This window comes from Peptoniphilus sp. Marseille-Q6390 (genome assembly GCF_965119475.1).
In genome coordinates this window covers 863,307-882,880 of record NZ_CBCPLS010000001.1, presented here as the reverse complement: position 1 = coordinate 882,880, position 19,574 = coordinate 863,307, and the positions used below count along the sequence as shown (strand labels likewise).

The window sequence follows — 19,574 nt, the reverse complement described above, 5'->3', positions numbered from 1 at the left end:
GCTATCCCCTCCTATATAAAAATAGTCCTGTAAAGGCAACTGAAAAGAGTAAAATTAATAAATCATATATAGTAAACTTTACTTTTACCACAGTACTTCTCTTTTTCAAAGCTCCCAATCCTCTACTTATTGCTGCCGCCGACAATTCATCACCTATTTTTACAATAGAAACGATTAAAGGTATTGTTACATATTCCAAGTATAAGCTTGGATTTTTCCACGCCTTTTTATTTTTAAAGCTAATTCCCCTCATTTTCATAGCAGTCTTAATAGAATTGTGTTCTTCTTTCAAAGTTGGAATAAACCTGAATGCAACTGCTGTTGGAATAATAAATGCATTGGGAATTTTCCACTTTACCATGGCTGCTATAAACTCGCTCGTTTTTGTGGACATTACAACATAATATCCCAACATGAAAATTGGAAATAGTCTTAAAATTAAGGCATTCAACAATACTGAAATTGTATTTATGAGTGTAGGCAATGTGTACATATCTTTCGTAAAGTGTGCCATAATAGCCAAGGTAAATAGCCCTCCATAAATGAAAGCTATCTTAACTTGTTTATTAGATAATAATAATGCTATTGCCACAATGGCGGATATAAGGCTAACTAAAATATCCTTATATCCGACAGACATTATGGTTGTTATAAATATCATAAATAAAATTTTAGTACGAGGATCTAAGAAAAAGCCCTTTGGTTTATTCGGTTCGTATACCTCATACTCTTCCATTAAATGATACCCGCTCTCTCAAAGTGTTTCTTAAGCATTTTCCTCCCTAAATTTGCACCAATAACTGAGCCGATAAAAATAATTCCAAATGCAGCAATCCCCATCCAAGAAGGCATATATTTTGCGAGTGCAAGTGCATATTGTTCTCCCATTTGTTGCTTAACACCTTCCATATAGGTATCTGCCATTACCCACATTGGCATTTGACAACCTATCATTCCGCAAGAAAATAGCCAAAATCCAATAACATTCTTTTTAAAACTCTTAAAACCACCTGATTTCATAACCAGATCACTGATAATTCCAAATGGAATATATCCCACTAACGCTAACCATGTATAGCCCATAAAATACCAAAACACACCAATAATAATTGACATAATCGTAACCATGCCAAATTTTTCTATTTTGGTTAAAAACAACATAAATGGAATTCCTGTGACTATAGGAATGAGAAGATAGATAGCTGGGTATAAGATAGGAATTGCATTCATCATCCCTACTACAAAAAACAGAACTAAATAAATAGCTGTATAAATTCCTACATTGATTAGATCTTTAGCTGACAATCCTTTTTTCATTTTTTTTAATCCTCCTTAAATTAAAATAATATAAATCTACATGAGCTATATTTGAATAATTCTCATATAAATCATTTTCACTTATGACAATTTCCAATTAACTGCCTTTTGTCGTGCCTCAACAAAATTTTTATAGATACCTTCTGCTTGAATTAGCTCTTCATGTGTGCCTTTTTGATTTATTTTTCCATTTGCTAAAACAAGTATTTGGTTTGCATTTTTTATTGTCTTTAGTCTGTGTGCTATCATTATTACTGTTTTATTTCTTGTGAGTTCCTCCATAGCAACCTGCAATTTATCCTCATTTTCAGGGTCTACATTTGCAGTAGCTTCATCGAAAATAATGATAGGTGCATTCTTTATCATTGCTCTTGCAATTGATATTCTTTGTCTTTCTCCACCAGATAGACTTGCACCTCCCTCTCCTATAACTGTTTCATATTGTTCAGGAAGCTTCATAATAAATTCATGACAACACGCTTTCTTTGCAGCTTCTATAACTTCCTCATGTGTAGCATCTGGCTTGGCAAACTTTATATTGTTCTCAATAGTGTCTTGAAATAAATAAACATTTTGAAAAACCATACTAATCTGTCTCATTAATGACTCTAATGAATATTCCTTAATATTATGTCTACCTATGCTGATTTCTCCTTTCTCTACATCCCAAAATCTCGCTATCAAATTGCAAAATGTAGTTTTTCCAGCTCCTGAAGGTCCAACTATAGCTGTCATTTGGTTTTGTGGTATCTTGACCGAAATATCATCGAGGATTTTTTTGCCTGAATAAGAAAACTCTACATTATCAAAAGAAATATCGAAAGTAGTAGGCTTTATGTCTTTTCCATCAATATCCATCTGTGGAAATTTCTCTAACTTCTTTGTTTGCTCAATAGATCCACTAACAACTCTGAGAGAGGTTGTTGCACTTCCTGCCAATTTTATTTGAGAAAAAGCAAGAAAAGAAATTATAATCGTCATAACTGTATTTAAGAATGAGAGTTCTCCATTGATATAAAAGAAAATACCTGCACCTATTATCAAAATGCTAAACAAATCCAAAAGAATATTTTGCAAAATCGTATAAGGTGTAAACAGTTTTTCACAATCAAGATTTATTTTTCTACTATTTTCAATAGCACCTCTGACTTTTTCATCTCCTTTCCCTGTTAAATTGAAGGATTTTATAACAGACATTCCTCCAATTTGTTCTAAAATGGCATCAACTAATTTAGCAGATGCTTTTTGTCTTTTAGGAAGAACACTCCTTGATTTGCTTTCCATTTTTGAGAGAACAAATAAGTACAATAGGCATCCAATTGCAACAATAAAACCTATTCTCCACTCAAATGCTAAAATCATTATTGTAAATATTATCGTGTTTATAAAACCTGATAATGTATTTACCATAACCATTGCTGCGGTATTTTCTACATCTTCTAAAACAGTTGTAGAAATTCCAACCACTTCACCAATATTGTTTTCATTGAAAAATCCCATAGGTATTTTTTTTAACATTTCACCTATTGCTACTCTTTTATTTGCCACCATGAAATAACTTGCATGGCATTGCTGTAATTGTGAAAAATAATTTGTAACACTTCTTCCGATTATGCTAATAACAAGAAGTATCAAAGCAATCCATGCAGGTGTCATACTCATATCTTTTTCAACAATAGCTTTAACAATAATGTATATTGCACTGATTTGGAGCATGTGAAAAATTGCAAACAAGAAACTTACCCATATAGAATGGTATACATTTTTCTTCTCATCACCTGAGAAATCTAAAATTTTCTTTAAGGCACTTATCATTTTATTTCACCATCCTTTACTCCAATATGAGCATTCCACATCTTTTGGTATAACTCAGAATCTTCCATAAGTTCTTCATGCTTACCATGTGAAACAAGCTCTCCATTCTCAATTAAGAATATTTGTTCTGCATCTGTTATAGTTGATAACCTATGAGCAATAATAATCACCGTTTTATCTTTTATAAGCTTTGATAAAGCTTGCTTTATAATCACTTCATTTTCAGGATCTATATATGAAGTAGCTTCATCAAGTATTACAATAGGTGCGTTTTTGAGCATTGCTCTTGCTATTGATATTCTTTGCCTTTCTCCACCAGAAACATGGCTCCCACTACTTCCGACAACCGTATCGTAACCATGTTCCATTTTCATAATAAAATCATGACAACCCGATTTCTTAGCAATGTCTTCTACTTCTTTATCACTGGCACTTGGATTGCCCATTCTTATATTCTCCCTAATACTTTCGTTGAACAAAAAATTATCCTGAGAAACAAAGGCGGTCAAACTATATAATTGCTTTAATGGAATTTCCTTAAGATTGTGTCCACCAATATTTATATTTCCTTCCATGATATCCCAATATCCAGCTATTAATTTTGCTAAAGTTGACTTGCCACTTCCACTTGGTCCAACAAAAGCCACTGTTGTCCCTTCTTTTATGTTTAGGGATATTCCATGAAGAATTTCTTTTTCTTCTTCATATCCAAACTTTACATTTTGTAAATCAATGTTATATTGCTGGATAGTCACTTCTCTATCAGAATGCTTTTGTTCTTTTCCTTCTAAAATTAAGTTAATAGAATTTGCAATAGTCCCTATCCTAGCAAGACCATCAACAAAATTGATTGTTTCAAGTAAAGGTCCTGCAATACCTAAAGATAGAATAATTACAGATATAAATACTTCTGCACTTAAACTTCCGCTAATGTAGAAATACCAACCAAATGGAAGCACTGTTATCATTGTAGTAGGAGATATGTTTTTAGATAAAGATACAGGTAACTGACAGCTCTTCATCCATTCATAAAAGTATCTTGCATTTGCAATGACTTTATTTTTGTACTTTGCGTACGATCTCTTGTCTTGATTAAATGTTTTTATCACTTCTATTCCATTGACATACTCAATAATTGCAGAATTCATTTCTCGATTTACCTTTACAGATCCTTCATATTGAACAGCATAATTTTTCATTACGAGTCCCATAAAAAGCATCCCCAAAGGAATGGATACTAATGATAAAAGAGCCATTCTCCAATCAAGAAATAATAAGTAAATAAATATACTCAAAGAACCTAAGAGATTCGATGTCATTTCAGGCAACAGGTGAGCGAGCGGTTTCTCCATACTTTCAACCTGATCCACTATAATCTGCTTAAAGTTTCCGCTTGGAACAGAGATTATTTCTCCTAACGGCATCTTCGGAAGTTTATCAAGCATTCTCAAGCGAATATCTTTCAATACACTAAAAGTCGCTTTATGAGATACAGATAACGCCGTAGAGTATAAAACAGATTTTAAAATATAAGATAACAGACCTATTCCCATCCATAAAAAATAGACCTTGAAATCTGCAATTCCATTTAATAAATAGACTAAAATACGGCTTGCAGCAATGTATGGAATAATCCCTGCAATAACACCGATACTCGCTATAAATACAGATGTTTTTAACTTTGAATGTTCCTTTTTTGCAAGCTCCCACAATATAGTAGCAGGACTTTTTTGTTTCATAATCAACACCTCCAAATGAAATAACTTAATTAGCTAACTTAGTTATCTTTATTTTAAAAAATATAAGGGCGTTTAATACCCTTTCCCTTATATTTAAAAACATCGCAATTTCTCCCATCCATCATAAAAAAACTTCGAAACTATTCTTGTGTTTAACTTTACTTCTTCTTCTGTTTGAGAATGTATTATAATTTCACACAATGCATTAATATAAGCATGGTTTAACAAATGCATTGCATCTTTAGGGACTTCTGATTTTATATTCTTTTTCTTTGAAATAATCTGAAACGCTTTATGTCTGTTTATATCTTCCTTTTCCACAAGAAGCTCTATAAAATTATCATATTTCGTACCATATGATTTATATATTAAAAGATTAAATAAATCTTTTTTGCTAAACATATATAATGCAGATTCAATTGACCCTTCAATGTTAATTTTTGATAAATCTTCTCCACAATTTTTTTCTATGTTTTGAAAAGATTCCTCTTCAAACTTGCTATAAAAACCCAAAAGTTCGTTTGCCAATGGATCAACTAAACTGATAAATAAATCTTCTTTATCATTAAAATGCCTGTAAAAAGCACCCGTTGTAACCCCAGCATCTTTGCAAATTTTTCTTAAATTAGCTCGTTCATAGCCATCATTTAAAAAATTAACTTTACCACTATCCATAATCTTTTTATGTGTTAAATCATAACCAGTAATTTCTGTCATATCCCACTTCCTTTACTAACGGCTAAATTTATAAGTTTGCGGCATATAGATAACTTAGTTATCATTATATACTCTTATCTTATTTTTGTCAATAGGAACAGTAGAAAATCATACTTAATTATGATATAATTACTAATAATTAAATACAGGCTTAACGCTAATAACTTTAATAGCAAGCACAGTAAGTGTACGGACACTTACGAAAAAATTAATGGAGCAGACCTTTACGGAATGCTCCATTTTTTTAATTTTTACCTTGTTAGGGAGAACCCTAAGACCCCGAAATATATTTTATAAAGGAGAATAAAATGGCAAATAGATTTAGAAATGAAAGAATAGAAATAAAATTAACTAAGGAAGAAAAGGAAGTTTTTGAAAAGAAAATGAAACTTGCAAATTGCAAAACAATGTCCCACTTTCTTAGAAAATGTGTATTGGAAAAAGAGATATATGTTGTAGATTTAGAACAATTTAGAAACTTACAATGGCTACTTTCAAATGCAACAAACAGTATAAATTAGACAGAATTGTTATATAAATTACAAAATTAAATAATTAAAAATTTCTGTTTTGGGTTCATCAAACTATTATCATAAAAAAACTTAACAATACACATTGCTTATTTAAAAATATTTTTCTTACTATTTTAATATAACAGAAATATTATAGATGTTCTTAAACAGATAATCTTTCTCTAATATAAGAAATCAATTCTGGTGGTGTATCTGCATATGCAGACAATTCTGAAATTATGTCAGATAAATTAGCATGTATTTTTCTTTTTTTCGAAAAATATTTTCTATTATATTTTTTGCCTGCATCTTGAAATACATCTCTAAAAACAGGTGTTAGTGCTTGAGTAAAATACTTCCCTCTTATTTTGCTTACTGGATTTAATCTTAAATTTTCTATCTCTTTATTGATTTCAGACTCATTAATTTCAAGTGAATTTTTAACTAATTTCTCAAGAACTTGTATTTGACAAATATTCTTAATGTTACTATATTCTTTTAAATTTGACATTTGTGTATGCTCAACACTATGTTTAGATTTTTTGATTTGTAATGAATACCAAGCATTTGCGTAAATAATTTCTTCAATAATTTTATCTCTTATACTTGTTATATGATTATAAACAACTTTAAAGTCTAAATTATCATCTTCATTTTCTTCAGAAATCCCAATTACTCCAATCAATATTCTCTTTATTGCAGAATTCGTAAAATAATTATTCTCTATTGAATAGGACGATGTTACATATATACTATCAGGTATATTTTCATTATCGTCATAATCACGATCTATAAAATATAAGTTCTTCTTATCATCTTGAATTGCAGCTTGGTTAGCAATCATTTCTTGAATGGTTAACACATTCATTTTACAATTACAATGAAAAACTCCATATTCCTTATCCCCAATATGTGATGATACTCTGCTAACATAGTACTTAAAATCATCCTTCCCTTCAAAAAATAAAAATATATCTTTTTTACTTTTTGAGGAAATATAACTTTGAAAAATAGACTCTATACAGTCAGATTCGTTCTCCATAATATCCAACAAACCCACAGAACTACACCTCCTTATATTTATCAAGTTCAATAACAAATTTTCTATATTCATTTTTGAATATAAAAGGAGAATGTGTCGTTGCAATCATTAATCCAATTTTTTGAGAATCAAAAATATCCTTCAAGAATTCTTTCTGCCATTCTATTGATAACGATATCTCTGGTTCATCAATTATAAATATACAAGGTGTTACTACGTCCAAATAAACTTTAGAAAAAATAGAAATCACCTGTTTTTCTCCTGAAGATAAATCTTCAAAATCAATTTTCCTATTATTAAAATCATAAACATTCATTGTTAAAAGCGATTCATCATATACTATTTTTTTACCAGATAAATACTTTGTACAAACATCAGAAAATTTTCTAAGTTTTGAATCTAATGGTTTTTGTTCATCATATATTTTTACTAATTTTTGTAAATAATATAATAAGAATTCTATATTAGGCATTAGGTTACCTTTTGCTGAATTATTGATGAAATTTTTTAAACTATCAATATTATCGATTCTTTCTTCGCCAATTCTTTTTATTATTACATCTACTTTATGCATATCAATTCTATTATATTCACTTAGATATTCTCTTACATTTTTCTTCAGTAACTCACTAATGATATTTGCATTCATTTCTATATATGCTGTATTTGCATCTTTTCTCATTTTATTTAGCAAATTACCTATTCTGTTCTTAACATCATTCATTCCAAATCCCATGTATTTTGGTGATAACTCATATCTATTGTACTCATCTCTACGATTTAGAAAAACTTTATCCAAACCAACTTCCACTCTTCTATACGTTGGATAAAAAAGAACATCTTCTTCTAGTGCATCTTTTATTTTATACAAAATTCTAGAAAGATCTTCATATTGTAATTCTTTTAATTCTTGCAATATATACATAATCTTCTTATTTTTGATTAAGTCAATCTCATTATCAAAATATCTATAGGTTAATTCCTCAATTAGATCTAAATCAATATATTGTTTATATTCAAAATCCTTCCTTAATTTTATGGAATAACTTCTTGGCAAATACATTGATATTTCTTCAAGTAAATTTTCTATTCTTCTAGAATATCTATTATTTTTACTATTAACTTGAAAATATTGTTCTCTATCTATTTCATATTTTTCTCCCGAAATACTAACAGTCACTTTTTTAAAATTAATATCCATTAATATGTTTTTATCGCTAGTCAAAATTGCAACTATTATATTCAATATAGTTGTTTTACCAACACCATTTTCAGATACCCATATAGAAATATCATCTTTAAAATTTATAAAATAATTATATTTACCAAATAGTCCTTCTATCTTTATACTGTCAAGAGATGTTAAATTAATATGATTATTCAATTTCTTATTAATGTTTATCTTGTTTAAAACATCTATTATATCTTTATCACTTAAATCAATCTTATCTAAATCACTTAGTGAATCAATGTCATTTAATAGCAAATAGTTCCTTAATTGTTCATTTGTAAGTGCATATTCCTTAGCTATTTCATCTATACTTCCGTATTTTTTCACTTATACATCCTCCTTAATTTCATTTCTCTAACTATTTTTTTTCAATTTCAAAATCTAAAAAAATCACAAATTCATTGGTATTTACATTCCGCTTAATATAATATTAAATTTGTTCCGTGTTTACTGGTTCAGCTCAATTTTCATCAAGTTCTTTTTGTCATATTAAATCTATTAGTTTTTTGAATAATCTTTTATTGCTAAAAGTTCTCAGTATATCCAATGTTGAGTTCTAATATTTATTATATTATACCATTAAATATCTGTTAAAAGTAAAAACGTTCTCCTTGAAGTAAAATTTAAGTTTTATAAAAGAAGTAGATTAATTCCACTTCTTTAATCCTTAATATTTTCTTGTATATGATTTGCCAGACGGTGTCTGTTAAATTACATCTCATTGATCCTATTTGATAAAATTATCACTACATCAACTACCTTATCAAAGGTCAAATCTTCAATATACTTATTTTCACTGAGATATACTTCCCACAAGGATCTTAAGTATGAATCTTCTTTTATGTCCTTGATTATTTCCTCATAGTCTTTTATTATCTCCTGACTTCCTCTTTTGTTTGAGGTTCTCTCTATTGCTTCTTTTAAAATTTTATAGTTTATCTCATCTTTTTTTAATTTATAGAGGGTGTATAGGTCGTAGAAGTCTCTCATTAGTGTTGTTGTTATATTTCTTCTGATTATGGTTTCATATTTTTCAGCTAAAATTGTTTCTAATGGATATGCCATTATTTTTATATTTTCTTTGCTAAAGATACAGGGATAGGTGTATTCTATTTCTTTTGGTGTTATTGCATCTCCTGTTGTTAGGTCTAGTTTCATTGGATTTTTAGTTTTACCAACATTTGCTATTAGTGAAATTCTAAAGTTTTCGTACTCATCTTCTTCTCTTATATAAGAGATGTCTTTTATTTCAAATCTTATTCCATCTTCTACATTGATATTTATAATTTCTTCTACAATGTCTTTTATTTTCTCTTCTTTTAGGGCTATGCCTTTTATGGTTGTGTCCATGTCCATAGTTGTTCTATTTTCAATACCAATTAAGGAAGATATTAAGAATCCTCCCTTTATTACAAAATTATTTTTGTACTTTGATTTAGATAGCCTTTCTAAAAATCTTTCGAAAAAATATATTTGAAGAACTTCTTGCGACTTTAGATTTTTCTTCTCTGCCAAGCTCCTTATCTTTCCCTTTATACTCTCGATATTAATCACGATAATACCTCCATGTATTTTCTAATTTCATCTTCTATTTTAAATAGTCTACTGTATTTTATGAGTCGTCTTAGATTTTTATTTGTTGATTTAAAGTATCTTTTTAAGGCTTCTGTAAAAATCTGTTTATCTATTTTTTCTCTTTCGATTATGATATCGCAAATTGTTCGATCTATATCGTAAACTGGAATAAGGTTGCCTTGTGGTGATTTTATTTCTGTCTTTCCAATTTCGTATAGGTCTTTTTTTACATAGTGAACTTGTAGATCTTCGTACCTCTTTTTGATATGGCTGGCATTGTAGCCTTGGGGTACAGATATATGAAATACATTTGGGGTCCTATCTGATAGGTCGTGGAGGTATAGGGCTGTTTGATGGGAAAATATAATTCGATTGCTATTTGATGATATTAAAACAAAATCGTCTATTACTTTTCCTTTTAATTGATATAGTCCTGGTCTTAATCTTTCTAATTGTCCGATTTTTGTTAATTCTGATAGATTATGCCTAGTATATCCAAGGTCTTCTGCTTCTTTGTTGGTTATTACTAAATTTTCTTGTATATATTCTTTAAGTGTATTCATAGTCCGCCTCCTCTCGTTTGCGCTTTTATTATATGTAATAAAAGCGAATATGTAAAGTTGCTTATGAGTTTTCCATTTTTTGAAAAAGGATGTAACGAAATATTACTACCTTTAATAAAAAAGAGCAGCCTTTTAAGCTACTCTTGTAGAAAGTACAAAATGAGTTATTATATTTTTTGTGTTTCCTCATACTAGTCTCAAAACTACTCTTACATCCATGTGGTTTTTTTGAGCCTTTTTAACGTATCCTTCTTTATCTTTTTCAAATACAAAATGCTTATAAAACTGCTTAAAATGCAGGATTTATAAGTTTACATCTTTTGTATCAACGCTATAGCTTCCACTTGGATTTTCACCTTATCTTTTAATTCATCACGCACTTCTAGAGCTGCTTTAATTCCTGTTAAGTTAGGATCAGTACAGTCAGTTTGTGCTCTAATATATTGAGTTCCATAGGAAACACAATCTTCTACAGCTTGACGAATTCTTTTCTTTATTTCTTGCTTAGTTGATCCTTTTTTAAAATCGTTCCAAAGGTCTATTGCTTCGAAAAGTGTACCTGACTCATTCTTAACTTCATCTGTCTTTCCTATCATGTAGTAGTCTAGGTGAATATGAGAATCCACATAAGGTGGGATAACTAGATTGCCATCAAGATTAATTACTTCATCAGCATCTCCTAGGTCACTACCAAATTTTACAAATTTCCCATCTTCAACCAAGATCTCTGTAGCATCTTTGTGACCATAAATTTTCCCATTAATAAATTTCTTTTTCATTAAAATCCTCCGTATATACATTATCTAAAAGTATTTTATTTTATAACTCTATATATTTATTAAAAAAGAGAATAAACTTTATGCTTATTCTCTTACACTTTATTTGTTTCTGCTTTCTTACCTAAAAACTTATTAACAAATTATAATAAAATTAAATATTTATTAGTTTTTCTTTGTAAAGAGCATTTAATAAGTTTATAAGTGCAAATTTTATATGATAATAAGAAAGACCTCCTTGGAAATATACATAATAAGGTTCTCTCATAGGTCCATCTGCTGATAATTCTATAGATGAGCCTTCTATAAAGTCTCCTGCAGCCATTATTACTTTGTCGTCATATCCTGGCATGTCCCAAGGGAGTGGCGTGAATTCTGAGTCAACTGGAGAAGAAAACTGAATGTACTTACAAAATATTTCAAGTATTTCAGGCTTTTTTAGTTCTATAGCAGTTACAATGTCGCTTCTTGGGTCTGTACTTGTTGGTATTGTCCTGAATCCTAATTCTTCAAATGACCTTGAAAATAAGGTAGCTCCCCTTATTGCATCTTCAACAATTTTAGGGGACATAAAAAGACCTTGTAATATTTGCCTTGTCATTCCAAAAGTTAGTCCACAGTCCTTTCCAATTCCAGGCGCAGTCAAAATATTAGCTGCCCTTTCAATAAGCTCCTCTTTACCAGCAACATATCCACCAGTATAACATAGTCCTCCTCCTGGATTTTTTATTAAGGATCCCGCCATTATATCTATTCCAATTTCACTAGGCTCAATTAATTCTGTAAATTCTCCATAACAATTATCTACAAAAATTTTTATATCCTTATTTATCCTTTTTACTTCATCCACAGCTTCCTTAAGTTCAGAAACGGTAAAGGCTCGCCTATTAGAATAACCTGTTGATCTTTGCATAATAACTAGACTAGTATTATCTTGAATATAACTCTTTATGCTTCCTATATCTATCATATTGTTCACTAAAGGAATTTCAGAATACTCAAATCCAGAATTTATTAAAGAATCAGGACTGTCTCCCCTTAATCCTATCACTTTTTGTAAGGTATCATAGGGTGTTGAAGTAACAGATAGAAAATGGTCTCCTGGCTTTAAAATTGCCTTTATTGCAAGTGTAATAGCATGAGTACCTGATACAATATTTGACCTAACAAGACTATCTTCTACATTAAAAATTCTTGTATAAATAGATTCAACCTTATCTCTTCCTATATCTCCATAACCATATCCTGTTGTCCAGTTGAAATCTGTTGCCTTAAGTCCTTCTTCTTGCATGGCTTTTAAAATTTTAACTTGGTTATATTGGGCTATGTCACTAAATTCTTTGAACCTATCTCGTAGTTTATCTTCTATTCTATTCACAAATTCAATTATTTTCGGATCTATATTATATTTTTCTTTAAATAAATTATCGTATATTGTCATCTTTTATCCTAAACTCCCCGTCTAATTTACTATCGATATAATTTTCAATTTCTTCTAATAAATTATCTGCTTCCCTGTCAAACCATTGTATTCGATCATCTCTTCTAAACCAGGTCAATTGTCTCTTAGCATAATGTCTCGAATTCTTTTTTATAAGTTCAATCATTTCATCATATTCAATTTCACCATCGAGATATGATATAACTTCCTTATATCCAATGGCCTTAAGGGATTGTGAGTTTTTATCTAAACCTTCATCTAATAAGCTTTTTACTTCTTCTACAAGACCAAGTTCTATCATCTTGTCTACCCTATTATTAATTCTTTCATAGAGCCTTTCTCTATCCATATTTAAGCCAATGAAGATTAAATTATATTCTTTATTTTCTTGACGAAAATTATTCCCTTTTTCATTTCCATCTTTCGAAATTTCTAAGGCTCTAATAATTCTTTGACCATTATTTGGGTGAATTTGTTCTGCCATATCCTTATTGAGTTCATAAAGCTTATTATAAAGAAATTCACTACCTTTTTCTTTAAGTATTTTGTTCAACTCTTCTCTATAAGCATAGTCCGCTTCTGTCTCTGTGAAGTCAAGATTATAAACAAGGGAATTTATATATAAACCTGTACCACCAACTACAAGGGGCAAACCTCCCCTACTATTTATTTCACTAATAATTTCTTTAGCTCTATGCTTAAAGTCTGCAACAGAAAAGTTTTCCTCAGCATCAATTATATCTACCATATGATGGGGGATTTCTGTATTTTCAAGATCTACCTTAGCTGTTCCAATATCAAGTTTTTTATAAATTTGCATGGAGTCACTGGAAATTATTTCTCCTTTATACTTTTTAGCAAGTTTTAAAGAAAGCTCCGTTTTTCCTATTCCAGTGGGTCCAGTAATTATTAATAAATTTTCCATTTATTCCCTCAAAAATAATTTTGAAATTGTGTGTTTGGATACTTCAACTATTGTTGGTCTTCCATGAGGACAAGTGTATGGATTTTCACAGTTTTTCAAATCTTTTATCAATGCTTCTATTTCTATATCTGACAAGTCATCTCCTGCTTTCACAGAAGCCTTACAAGCTTTTCTCATAATTTTATAAAGATCAGCTTCATAATTTGATGAGATTTCTTTATCAAGAGAGTCTATTATGTCTCTAATAAAATTTACATAAGTTGGTAGTCCAAAGATCATTGGGACTTCTCTTAGGACAACAGACCTATCACCGAAATCTTCAATTTTAAATCCTAGCTTAGTAAACAAATCAATATAATTGAGAATTTTATCGTACTCAAGTTGATTCAATTCAATTATTTCTGGTTTAATTAAAATTTGTGAAGATATCTCGCTATTAAGATACATCTTTAAAAATTTTTCATAGTTAACTCTTTCGTGAGCCGCGTGCTGGTCAACTACAAAAACCTTGCCATCTCTTTGATTTTCCAACAAAATATAAGTCTTAAATAGAACTCCACTTATTCTTGTGTTTAAAAGTCCTTCATCAATTCGACTAGATTCATTATTAAATAAAAAGTTTTTTTCTATATGTTCCTCTTGTTCATTTGAAGATTTTAAATCTCTTGTATATTCTTCTCTATATAACAGGGCTTCTTCATTGAGGGCTTGTTCCTTTTCAGTCTCTGATTCTTCGATTTCTCTTTCTAAATCCCATAGACTTTTAAGACTCTTATTTTCTTCTGAATTTACTGTCCCAATAGAATCTAGGGCTTCTTCAGAGTCATCTTCATCAAAAATATCAAATACATTTATATTCTCTTTTTTTTCTTCAAACTCTATTTCCCTAATAGACCTGTTAGGGTAAATAACTTCTTCAACAACTTCAGATAAAAGTGCCTCTAAAATATTTTCATTTGAAATTTTTATTTCATTTTTCTTTGGATGAATATTAACGTCAATTAATTTAGGATCTATGTCAATATATAAAATAAATACAGGGTACCTGTTTAAAGGAATCAAGGAATTGTAGTTTTTTTCTACAGCTCTTGAAATATTTATATCTCTAATAAATCTTCCATTTACAAAAATATATTGGCTATCTCTATTAGACCTAAATAACTTATTATCCGAGAAAAAACCTTTAATTTTATAGTTTTCCGATTCAAAACTTCCTTCATTTAAAGAAGATGCTATTTCTGAACCCAAGATAGAAAATATTCTATTAATAGGATCTTTATCATTTCCTGTATTGAGAATAGTCTTTCCGTCCCTTATCAAAGTGAATTTAATATTATTATTTGATAGGGCAATTTTTTGAACAATATCAATTATATTACTTATTTCTGTAGAATCTTTTCTAAGAAACTTCTTCCTCACAGGTGTATTATAAAAAACATCATTAATAATAAAAGTCGTACCCTTGGGCATTCCAACTTTATTCTTCCTTATAATCTTTCCATTCTCTATGACAAGAGAGTTTCCTGCCAAATCATTTTCTGTTTTTGTCATTAGTTTTATCTTAGAAATATTTGAAATACTTGCAAGGGCTTCGCCACGGAATCCCAAAGTCCTAATTTTTTCAAGATCTTCAATTACTTGAAGTTTGGATGTAGAGTGACGTAAAAAGGCTAGCTCAAGGTCTTCTTCAGAAAAGCCGGACCCATTGTCAGAAACCTTAATATAATCAGTACTTTCCCCTCTTAATTCAACTAAAATGTCATCTGCTCCAGCATCAATTGAGTTTTCCACCAATTCTTTTACTATAGAAGCAGAATTTTCAATTATTTCTCCTGCTGCAATTTTTGATATTGTTTGTTCATCTAAAAGTCTTATCATATTAACTCCTTAGATTTTTTAACTATTTCATCTAATAAATTAAAGGCCTCCATAGGACTTATCTCAAGTATATTCATCTCACTCAATTTATTTATAAAAATTTCGACCTCTGGGCTAGTTTTTTCTTCTCTTATATATTCCTTATTAAGGTCAATATTTAGTCCTTCATTTTCTTTCTCAATAAGAGCTAAAACATCCTTGGCCCTATTAATAATCCTATCATCAATTCCTGCAAGTTTTGCTACATCAATTCCATATGAATTATTTGTAAATCCCTTAATTATTTTTCTCAAAAAGATAATATCATCTTCTTGCCTATCTACTGCTATAGTTAGGTTTTCAACAGAATCGTATTTATCTTCAAGATGCACTAATTCATGGTAATGTGTAGCAAAAAGTGTTTTTGCCTTAATATTTTCTGCTATATATTCTATTATTGCATTTGCTATTGCAAGTCCATCAAAGGTGCTGGTACCTCTTCCAACTTCATCCAATATTAAAAGTGACTTAGAAGATGCATTTTGTATTATATCGGCAACTTCTTGCATCTCAACCATAAAAGTTGATTGACCCATTGCCAAGTTATCACTAGCACCTATTCTTGTAAAAATTCTGTCTACAAGGGAAATGTTACAAGAGTCACAAGGCACAAAGCAACCAATATGTGCCATTATGGTAATAAGAGCAACCTGCCTCATATAAGTTGACTTACCTGCCATGTTGGGACCAGTAATTATATGAATCATGTTGTTCTTAGTATCTATATAGGTGTCATTTGGCACAAAGAATTCATCCTTCATATAAGACTCAACTATTGGGTGCCTACCTTTTTTTATTTCAATAAATCCTTCATTATTAAACTTTGGTCTTACATAATTATTTAAGTTTGAAACCTTAGCAAGGGATAAAAGTGAATCGAGCTTTGAAAGTTTATCTGCAAGAATTTGTATTCTATAAATTTCTTTACCTATAAAGTCTTTTAAATTATTATAAATTTCAGCCTGCATAGACAAGGCTCTTTCTTTGGATCCAAGTAATTTCCCTTCCATATCCTTTAATTCCATGGAAAAGAACCTTTCTGAACCCACTAAAGTTTGCTTTCTAATGTAATCCTCTGGCACTTGATCTAGGAAGGACTTTGTAACTTCAATAAAATATCCTAAAATTTTGTTATGTTTAACCTTTAATTTTTTAATTCCAGTCCTGTTTCTTTCCTTTTCTTCGAAATCAAGTAACCAATTTTTGCCTTCTGTGGCAATTTTAAAGAGCTCATCTAGTTCAGAAGAATATCGCTCTTTAATAATCCTATTTTCTTCGATTACTACTGGTGGATTTTCTATTAAAACTTTATCGATTTCATCGTAAACATCAGATAGGTCAATAAATTCTTTAGAAAGTAATTTTAAATAATTATTATCTTGATTTTCTAAAATAGCTTTTATTTTATTTGCATTTTCGATTGTAGATTTAAGAGAGTATAGCTCACGAGGATTAATGCTTCCATTTGATATCTTTACTACAAGTCTTTCTATATCATAAACTTCTCTTAAAATCTTTTCGATTTTATCTTGTAATAATAAATCTTTTGTAAAAGATTCTATAATATTTTGCCTTTCTTCAATTTTATTTAAATCAACTAGTGGACTTTCCACCCATTTCTTTAATTTTCTTGAACCCATAGAAGTACTGCACTTGTCTAATACATCTAAAAGTGAACCTTTTTTTGTAAAAGTGTTTAAACCCTTAACTACTTCAAGTGTTCTTTTTGAACTTTCATCCAAAAGTAAAAAATCATAATTATTGTAATAAGAAATATTATTTATGTGTTTTAAGTTAATCTTTTGAGTTACAACTAAATACTGCAAAATCTTTTTTAGTGATGTATAATCACCTATCTTATTGTCAGATAAGAAGTCTTTTAAGTTGTTTTTAAAGTTATCACTAAAGTAATTACCAAAATCCTTGAATATATTACTGTCTTTTAGATTTTCAGCAATATAAGGATTTAAAAACACATTGTTCTTTTTAGTTTCTTTTTTAAATGTAGCTAAGGCATCTTCATTAATTAGAATTTCATTGGGACTTATTCTATCTACTTGATCTTGAAGGAATCTAAATAACTCTGTCTTAGATAAGAAAGTCTTATTCGTAAAATAAATTTCTCCTGTAGAATAATCAGAATAAGTTAAATTTAAAGAATATCCTTGAATATAAATTGATAAGAGATAATTATTTAAATCACTCTTTAAATATTCTGTATCCGTAAAGGTTCCTGGAGTAATAATTTGGGTAACTTCCCTTTTTACTATGCCCTTTGCGAGTTTTGGATCTTCTACTTGATCGCAAATTGCAACCTTATAACCCTTGTCTATTAACTTTGAGATATAAGAAGAGGCTACGTGGTAAGGAACGCCACACATAGGAGCTTTTTCCTCTAATCCAGCATCTCTTCTAGTAAGAGTTATTTCAAGTTCTCTTGACGCTAATAGGGCATCATCAAAAAACATTTCATAAAAGTCCCCAAGTCTAAAAAATAGAATGGAGTCTGGGTTTTCATCCTTAACAGCAAGATATTGCTGCATCATTGGAGTTAATTTTTCACGATTCAATCTTCTCACCTACTAGAGAAAAACTATTTGCATCTTTTATCCTAACTTTTACAATATTTCCAACATCATTTTTATCGCCTTTGAAATTAACTAATTTAAATTCATCAGTTCTTCCACTTATCTTGCTTTCGTTTTTCTTAGAAATATCTTCTACAAGAACATCTACATCTTTACCGATGAATGCCTTGTTCTTTCTTTCTTGAATTGGATAAAGAACATCAAGTAGTCTTTCAAATCTATCATGTTTAACCTTGTCAGGAACTTGGTCAGTCCTATTAGCAGCTGGAGTATTTTCTCTAACAGAATAAATAAAGGTAAAAGCTGTATCATATTCAACTTTTTTCACTAAATCTAAAGTATCAAGAAAATCTTCCTCACTTTCTCCTGGAAAACCTACCATAATATCTGTTGATAACGCTATATTTGGATTAAGACTTTTAACTTTATCAATTTTTCTAAGATAATCTTCCCTAGTGTATTTTCTATTCATCATCTTAAGAACCCTTGATGAGCCAGCTTGAACAGGCAGGTGCAGAAAATTACAGAGTTTATCAAGATTTTTAAAAGAATAAATAAGTTCATCTGAAATATCCTTAGGGTGCGATGTCATAAACCTAATTCTCTCAATACCTTTTATATCGTTAATTTCTTCTAAAAGATTGGCAAATGAAAATTTCTCATCAAGTGTTTTTCCATAGGAATTTACATTCTGTCCTAATAGTGTTACTTCTTTTGTTCCATGCCTTGCTAAATCTTCTATTTCTCTTATGATTTCACCAGGTCTCCTGCTAGTTTCTCGACCTCTTGTATAAGGAACTATACAATAGGAGCAAAAGTTATTACAACCGTACATAATATTAACGTAGGACTTAAAGTTATAAAGTCTATTTGCTCCAAGCTTATCATCAATACTAAGGGCGTTTTCTTCAATATCCATGGCAAGTTTTGTTCCATTATATGATGCAATTAAAAGTTCAGGTAATTTCCAAATATTATTTGTTCCAAAAATTATATCTACATTTGGAAATTTTTCTATAACATAATTTCTAGACTCATCTCTTTGCATCATACATCCACAAACTGCAATTTTAATATTTTTCTTTTTTGATTTTAAATTTTTTAAATTTCCAAGTTGACCATAAACCTTATCTTCAGCAGAGTGTCTGACTGAGCAAGTATTTAAAATAATAAAATCAGCTTCATCAATTTCATTGACAAAGCTATAGCCCATTTTTTCGAGAAGCCAAGTTATTTTCTCTGAATCGTGCTCGTTCATCTGACATCCATGAGTTATAACAAGTGCTTTCTTCTCATCTACGCTTTCCTTTATATTTCTTATATATTCATTTACATTGTTATTTATGTCATTTATTAATTCTTTATTTTCCATAATACATCCTCATTTCATATCCTTATATTATAACTGAAAAATAG

The 19,574-nt window shown here is 29.7% G+C and carries 15 protein-coding genes and 1 pseudogene; 1 reads left to right on the top strand and 15 read right to left on the bottom strand.

The genetic code is table 11. The features are described from left to right. Position 1: 1 nt before the first annotated feature. The 5 genes from ACWPVO_RS04310 to ACWPVO_RS04290 form a co-directional block, all read right to left on the bottom strand. Positions 2-736, bottom strand: a complete 735-nt coding sequence (locus tag ACWPVO_RS04310) for an energy-coupling factor transporter transmembrane component T (RefSeq protein WP_010815645.1) — start codon at positions 734-736, stop codon at positions 2-4. Continuing rightward, positions 736-1,317, bottom strand: a complete 582-nt coding sequence (locus ACWPVO_RS04305) for an MptD family putative ECF transporter S component (RefSeq protein ID WP_010815644.1) — start codon at positions 1,315-1,317, stop codon at positions 736-738. The genes ACWPVO_RS04310 and ACWPVO_RS04305 overlap by 1 nt, the downstream gene beginning before the upstream one ends. A gap of 81 nt (positions 1,318-1,398) precedes the next feature. Further along, positions 1,399-3,132, bottom strand: coding sequence for an ABC transporter ATP-binding protein (locus tag ACWPVO_RS04300; RefSeq protein WP_454206783.1), 1,734 nt, complete (start codon positions 3,130-3,132; stop codon positions 1,399-1,401). Beyond that, the gene (locus ACWPVO_RS04295) at positions 3,129-4,871 is read right to left on the bottom strand and encodes an ABC transporter ATP-binding protein (RefSeq protein ID WP_454206781.1); all 1,743 of its coding nucleotides are present in this window, start codon (positions 4,869-4,871) and stop codon (positions 3,129-3,131) included. The genes ACWPVO_RS04300 and ACWPVO_RS04295 overlap by 4 nt, the downstream gene beginning before the upstream one ends. 93 nt (positions 4,872-4,964) lie before the next feature. Further along, positions 4,965-5,588, bottom strand: a complete 624-nt coding sequence (locus ACWPVO_RS04290) for a TetR/AcrR family transcriptional regulator (protein WP_010815642.1) — start codon at positions 5,586-5,588, stop codon at positions 4,965-4,967. A 308-nt stretch (positions 5,589-5,896) separates the two neighbouring features. Here ACWPVO_RS04290 and ACWPVO_RS04285 point away from each other — a divergent pair. Next, a pseudogene (locus ACWPVO_RS04285) lies at positions 5,897-6,106 on the top strand (plasmid mobilization protein); the annotation flags it as partial. 157 nt (positions 6,107-6,263) lie between these two features. On the opposite strand, the gene ACWPVO_RS04280 reads toward ACWPVO_RS04285, so the two are convergent. From ACWPVO_RS04280 to miaB, 10 genes are all read right to left on the bottom strand, one after another. Then, positions 6,264-7,160, bottom strand: a complete 897-nt coding sequence (locus ACWPVO_RS04280) for a DUF4435 domain-containing protein (RefSeq protein WP_454206779.1) — start codon at positions 7,158-7,160, stop codon at positions 6,264-6,266. A 4-nt stretch (positions 7,161-7,164) separates the two neighbouring features. Beyond that, a complete protein-coding gene (locus tag ACWPVO_RS04275; RefSeq protein ID WP_454206777.1) occupies positions 7,165-8,700 on the bottom strand; it encodes an AAA family ATPase in 1,536 nt (511 codons plus the stop codon). A 384-nt stretch (positions 8,701-9,084) separates the two neighbouring features. Further along, positions 9,085-9,927 carry a nucleotidyl transferase AbiEii/AbiGii toxin family protein gene (locus ACWPVO_RS04270; protein ID WP_454206775.1) on the bottom strand — a complete coding sequence of 281 codons (843 nt, stop codon included), beginning with the start codon at positions 9,925-9,927 and terminating at the stop codon, positions 9,085-9,087. After that, positions 9,924-10,511 (bottom strand): type IV toxin-antitoxin system AbiEi family antitoxin domain-containing protein, encoded by a 588-nt coding sequence (locus tag ACWPVO_RS04265; protein WP_454206773.1) that lies wholly within the window; start codon positions 10,509-10,511, stop codon positions 9,924-9,926. The genes ACWPVO_RS04270 and ACWPVO_RS04265 overlap by 4 nt, the downstream gene beginning before the upstream one ends. 311 nt (positions 10,512-10,822) lie before the next feature. Further along, positions 10,823-11,290 carry a hypothetical protein gene (locus ACWPVO_RS04260; RefSeq protein WP_454206771.1) on the bottom strand — a complete coding sequence of 156 codons (468 nt, stop codon included), beginning with the start codon at positions 11,288-11,290 and terminating at the stop codon, positions 10,823-10,825. Between the two features lie 151 nt (positions 11,291-11,441). Continuing rightward, positions 11,442-12,728 carry a methionine gamma-lyase family protein gene (locus ACWPVO_RS04255; RefSeq protein ID WP_454206769.1) on the bottom strand — a complete coding sequence of 429 codons (1,287 nt, stop codon included), beginning with the start codon at positions 12,726-12,728 and terminating at the stop codon, positions 11,442-11,444. After that, a complete protein-coding gene (miaA, locus tag ACWPVO_RS04250; RefSeq protein WP_454206767.1) occupies positions 12,712-13,653 on the bottom strand; it encodes a tRNA (adenosine(37)-N6)-dimethylallyltransferase MiaA in 942 nt (313 codons plus the stop codon). Before miaA ends, ACWPVO_RS04255 begins: the two co-directional genes overlap by 17 nt. Continuing rightward, positions 13,654-15,531: a DNA mismatch repair endonuclease MutL gene (gene mutL / locus ACWPVO_RS04245; RefSeq protein WP_454206765.1), complete on the bottom strand. Its 1,878-nt coding sequence runs from the start codon at positions 15,529-15,531 to the stop codon at positions 13,654-13,656. Next, on the bottom strand, positions 15,528-18,140 hold the full coding sequence (gene mutS, locus ACWPVO_RS04240) for a DNA mismatch repair protein MutS (protein WP_454206763.1): 2,613 nt from the start codon (positions 18,138-18,140) through the stop codon (positions 15,528-15,530). The genes mutL and mutS overlap by 4 nt, the downstream gene beginning before the upstream one ends. Beyond that, the gene (miaB, locus tag ACWPVO_RS04235) at positions 18,130-19,530 is read right to left on the bottom strand and encodes a tRNA (N6-isopentenyl adenosine(37)-C2)-methylthiotransferase MiaB (RefSeq protein ID WP_454206761.1); all 1,401 of its coding nucleotides are present in this window, start codon (positions 19,528-19,530) and stop codon (positions 18,130-18,132) included. The genes mutS and miaB overlap by 11 nt, the downstream gene beginning before the upstream one ends. Positions 19,531-19,574: the final 44 nt, after the last annotated feature.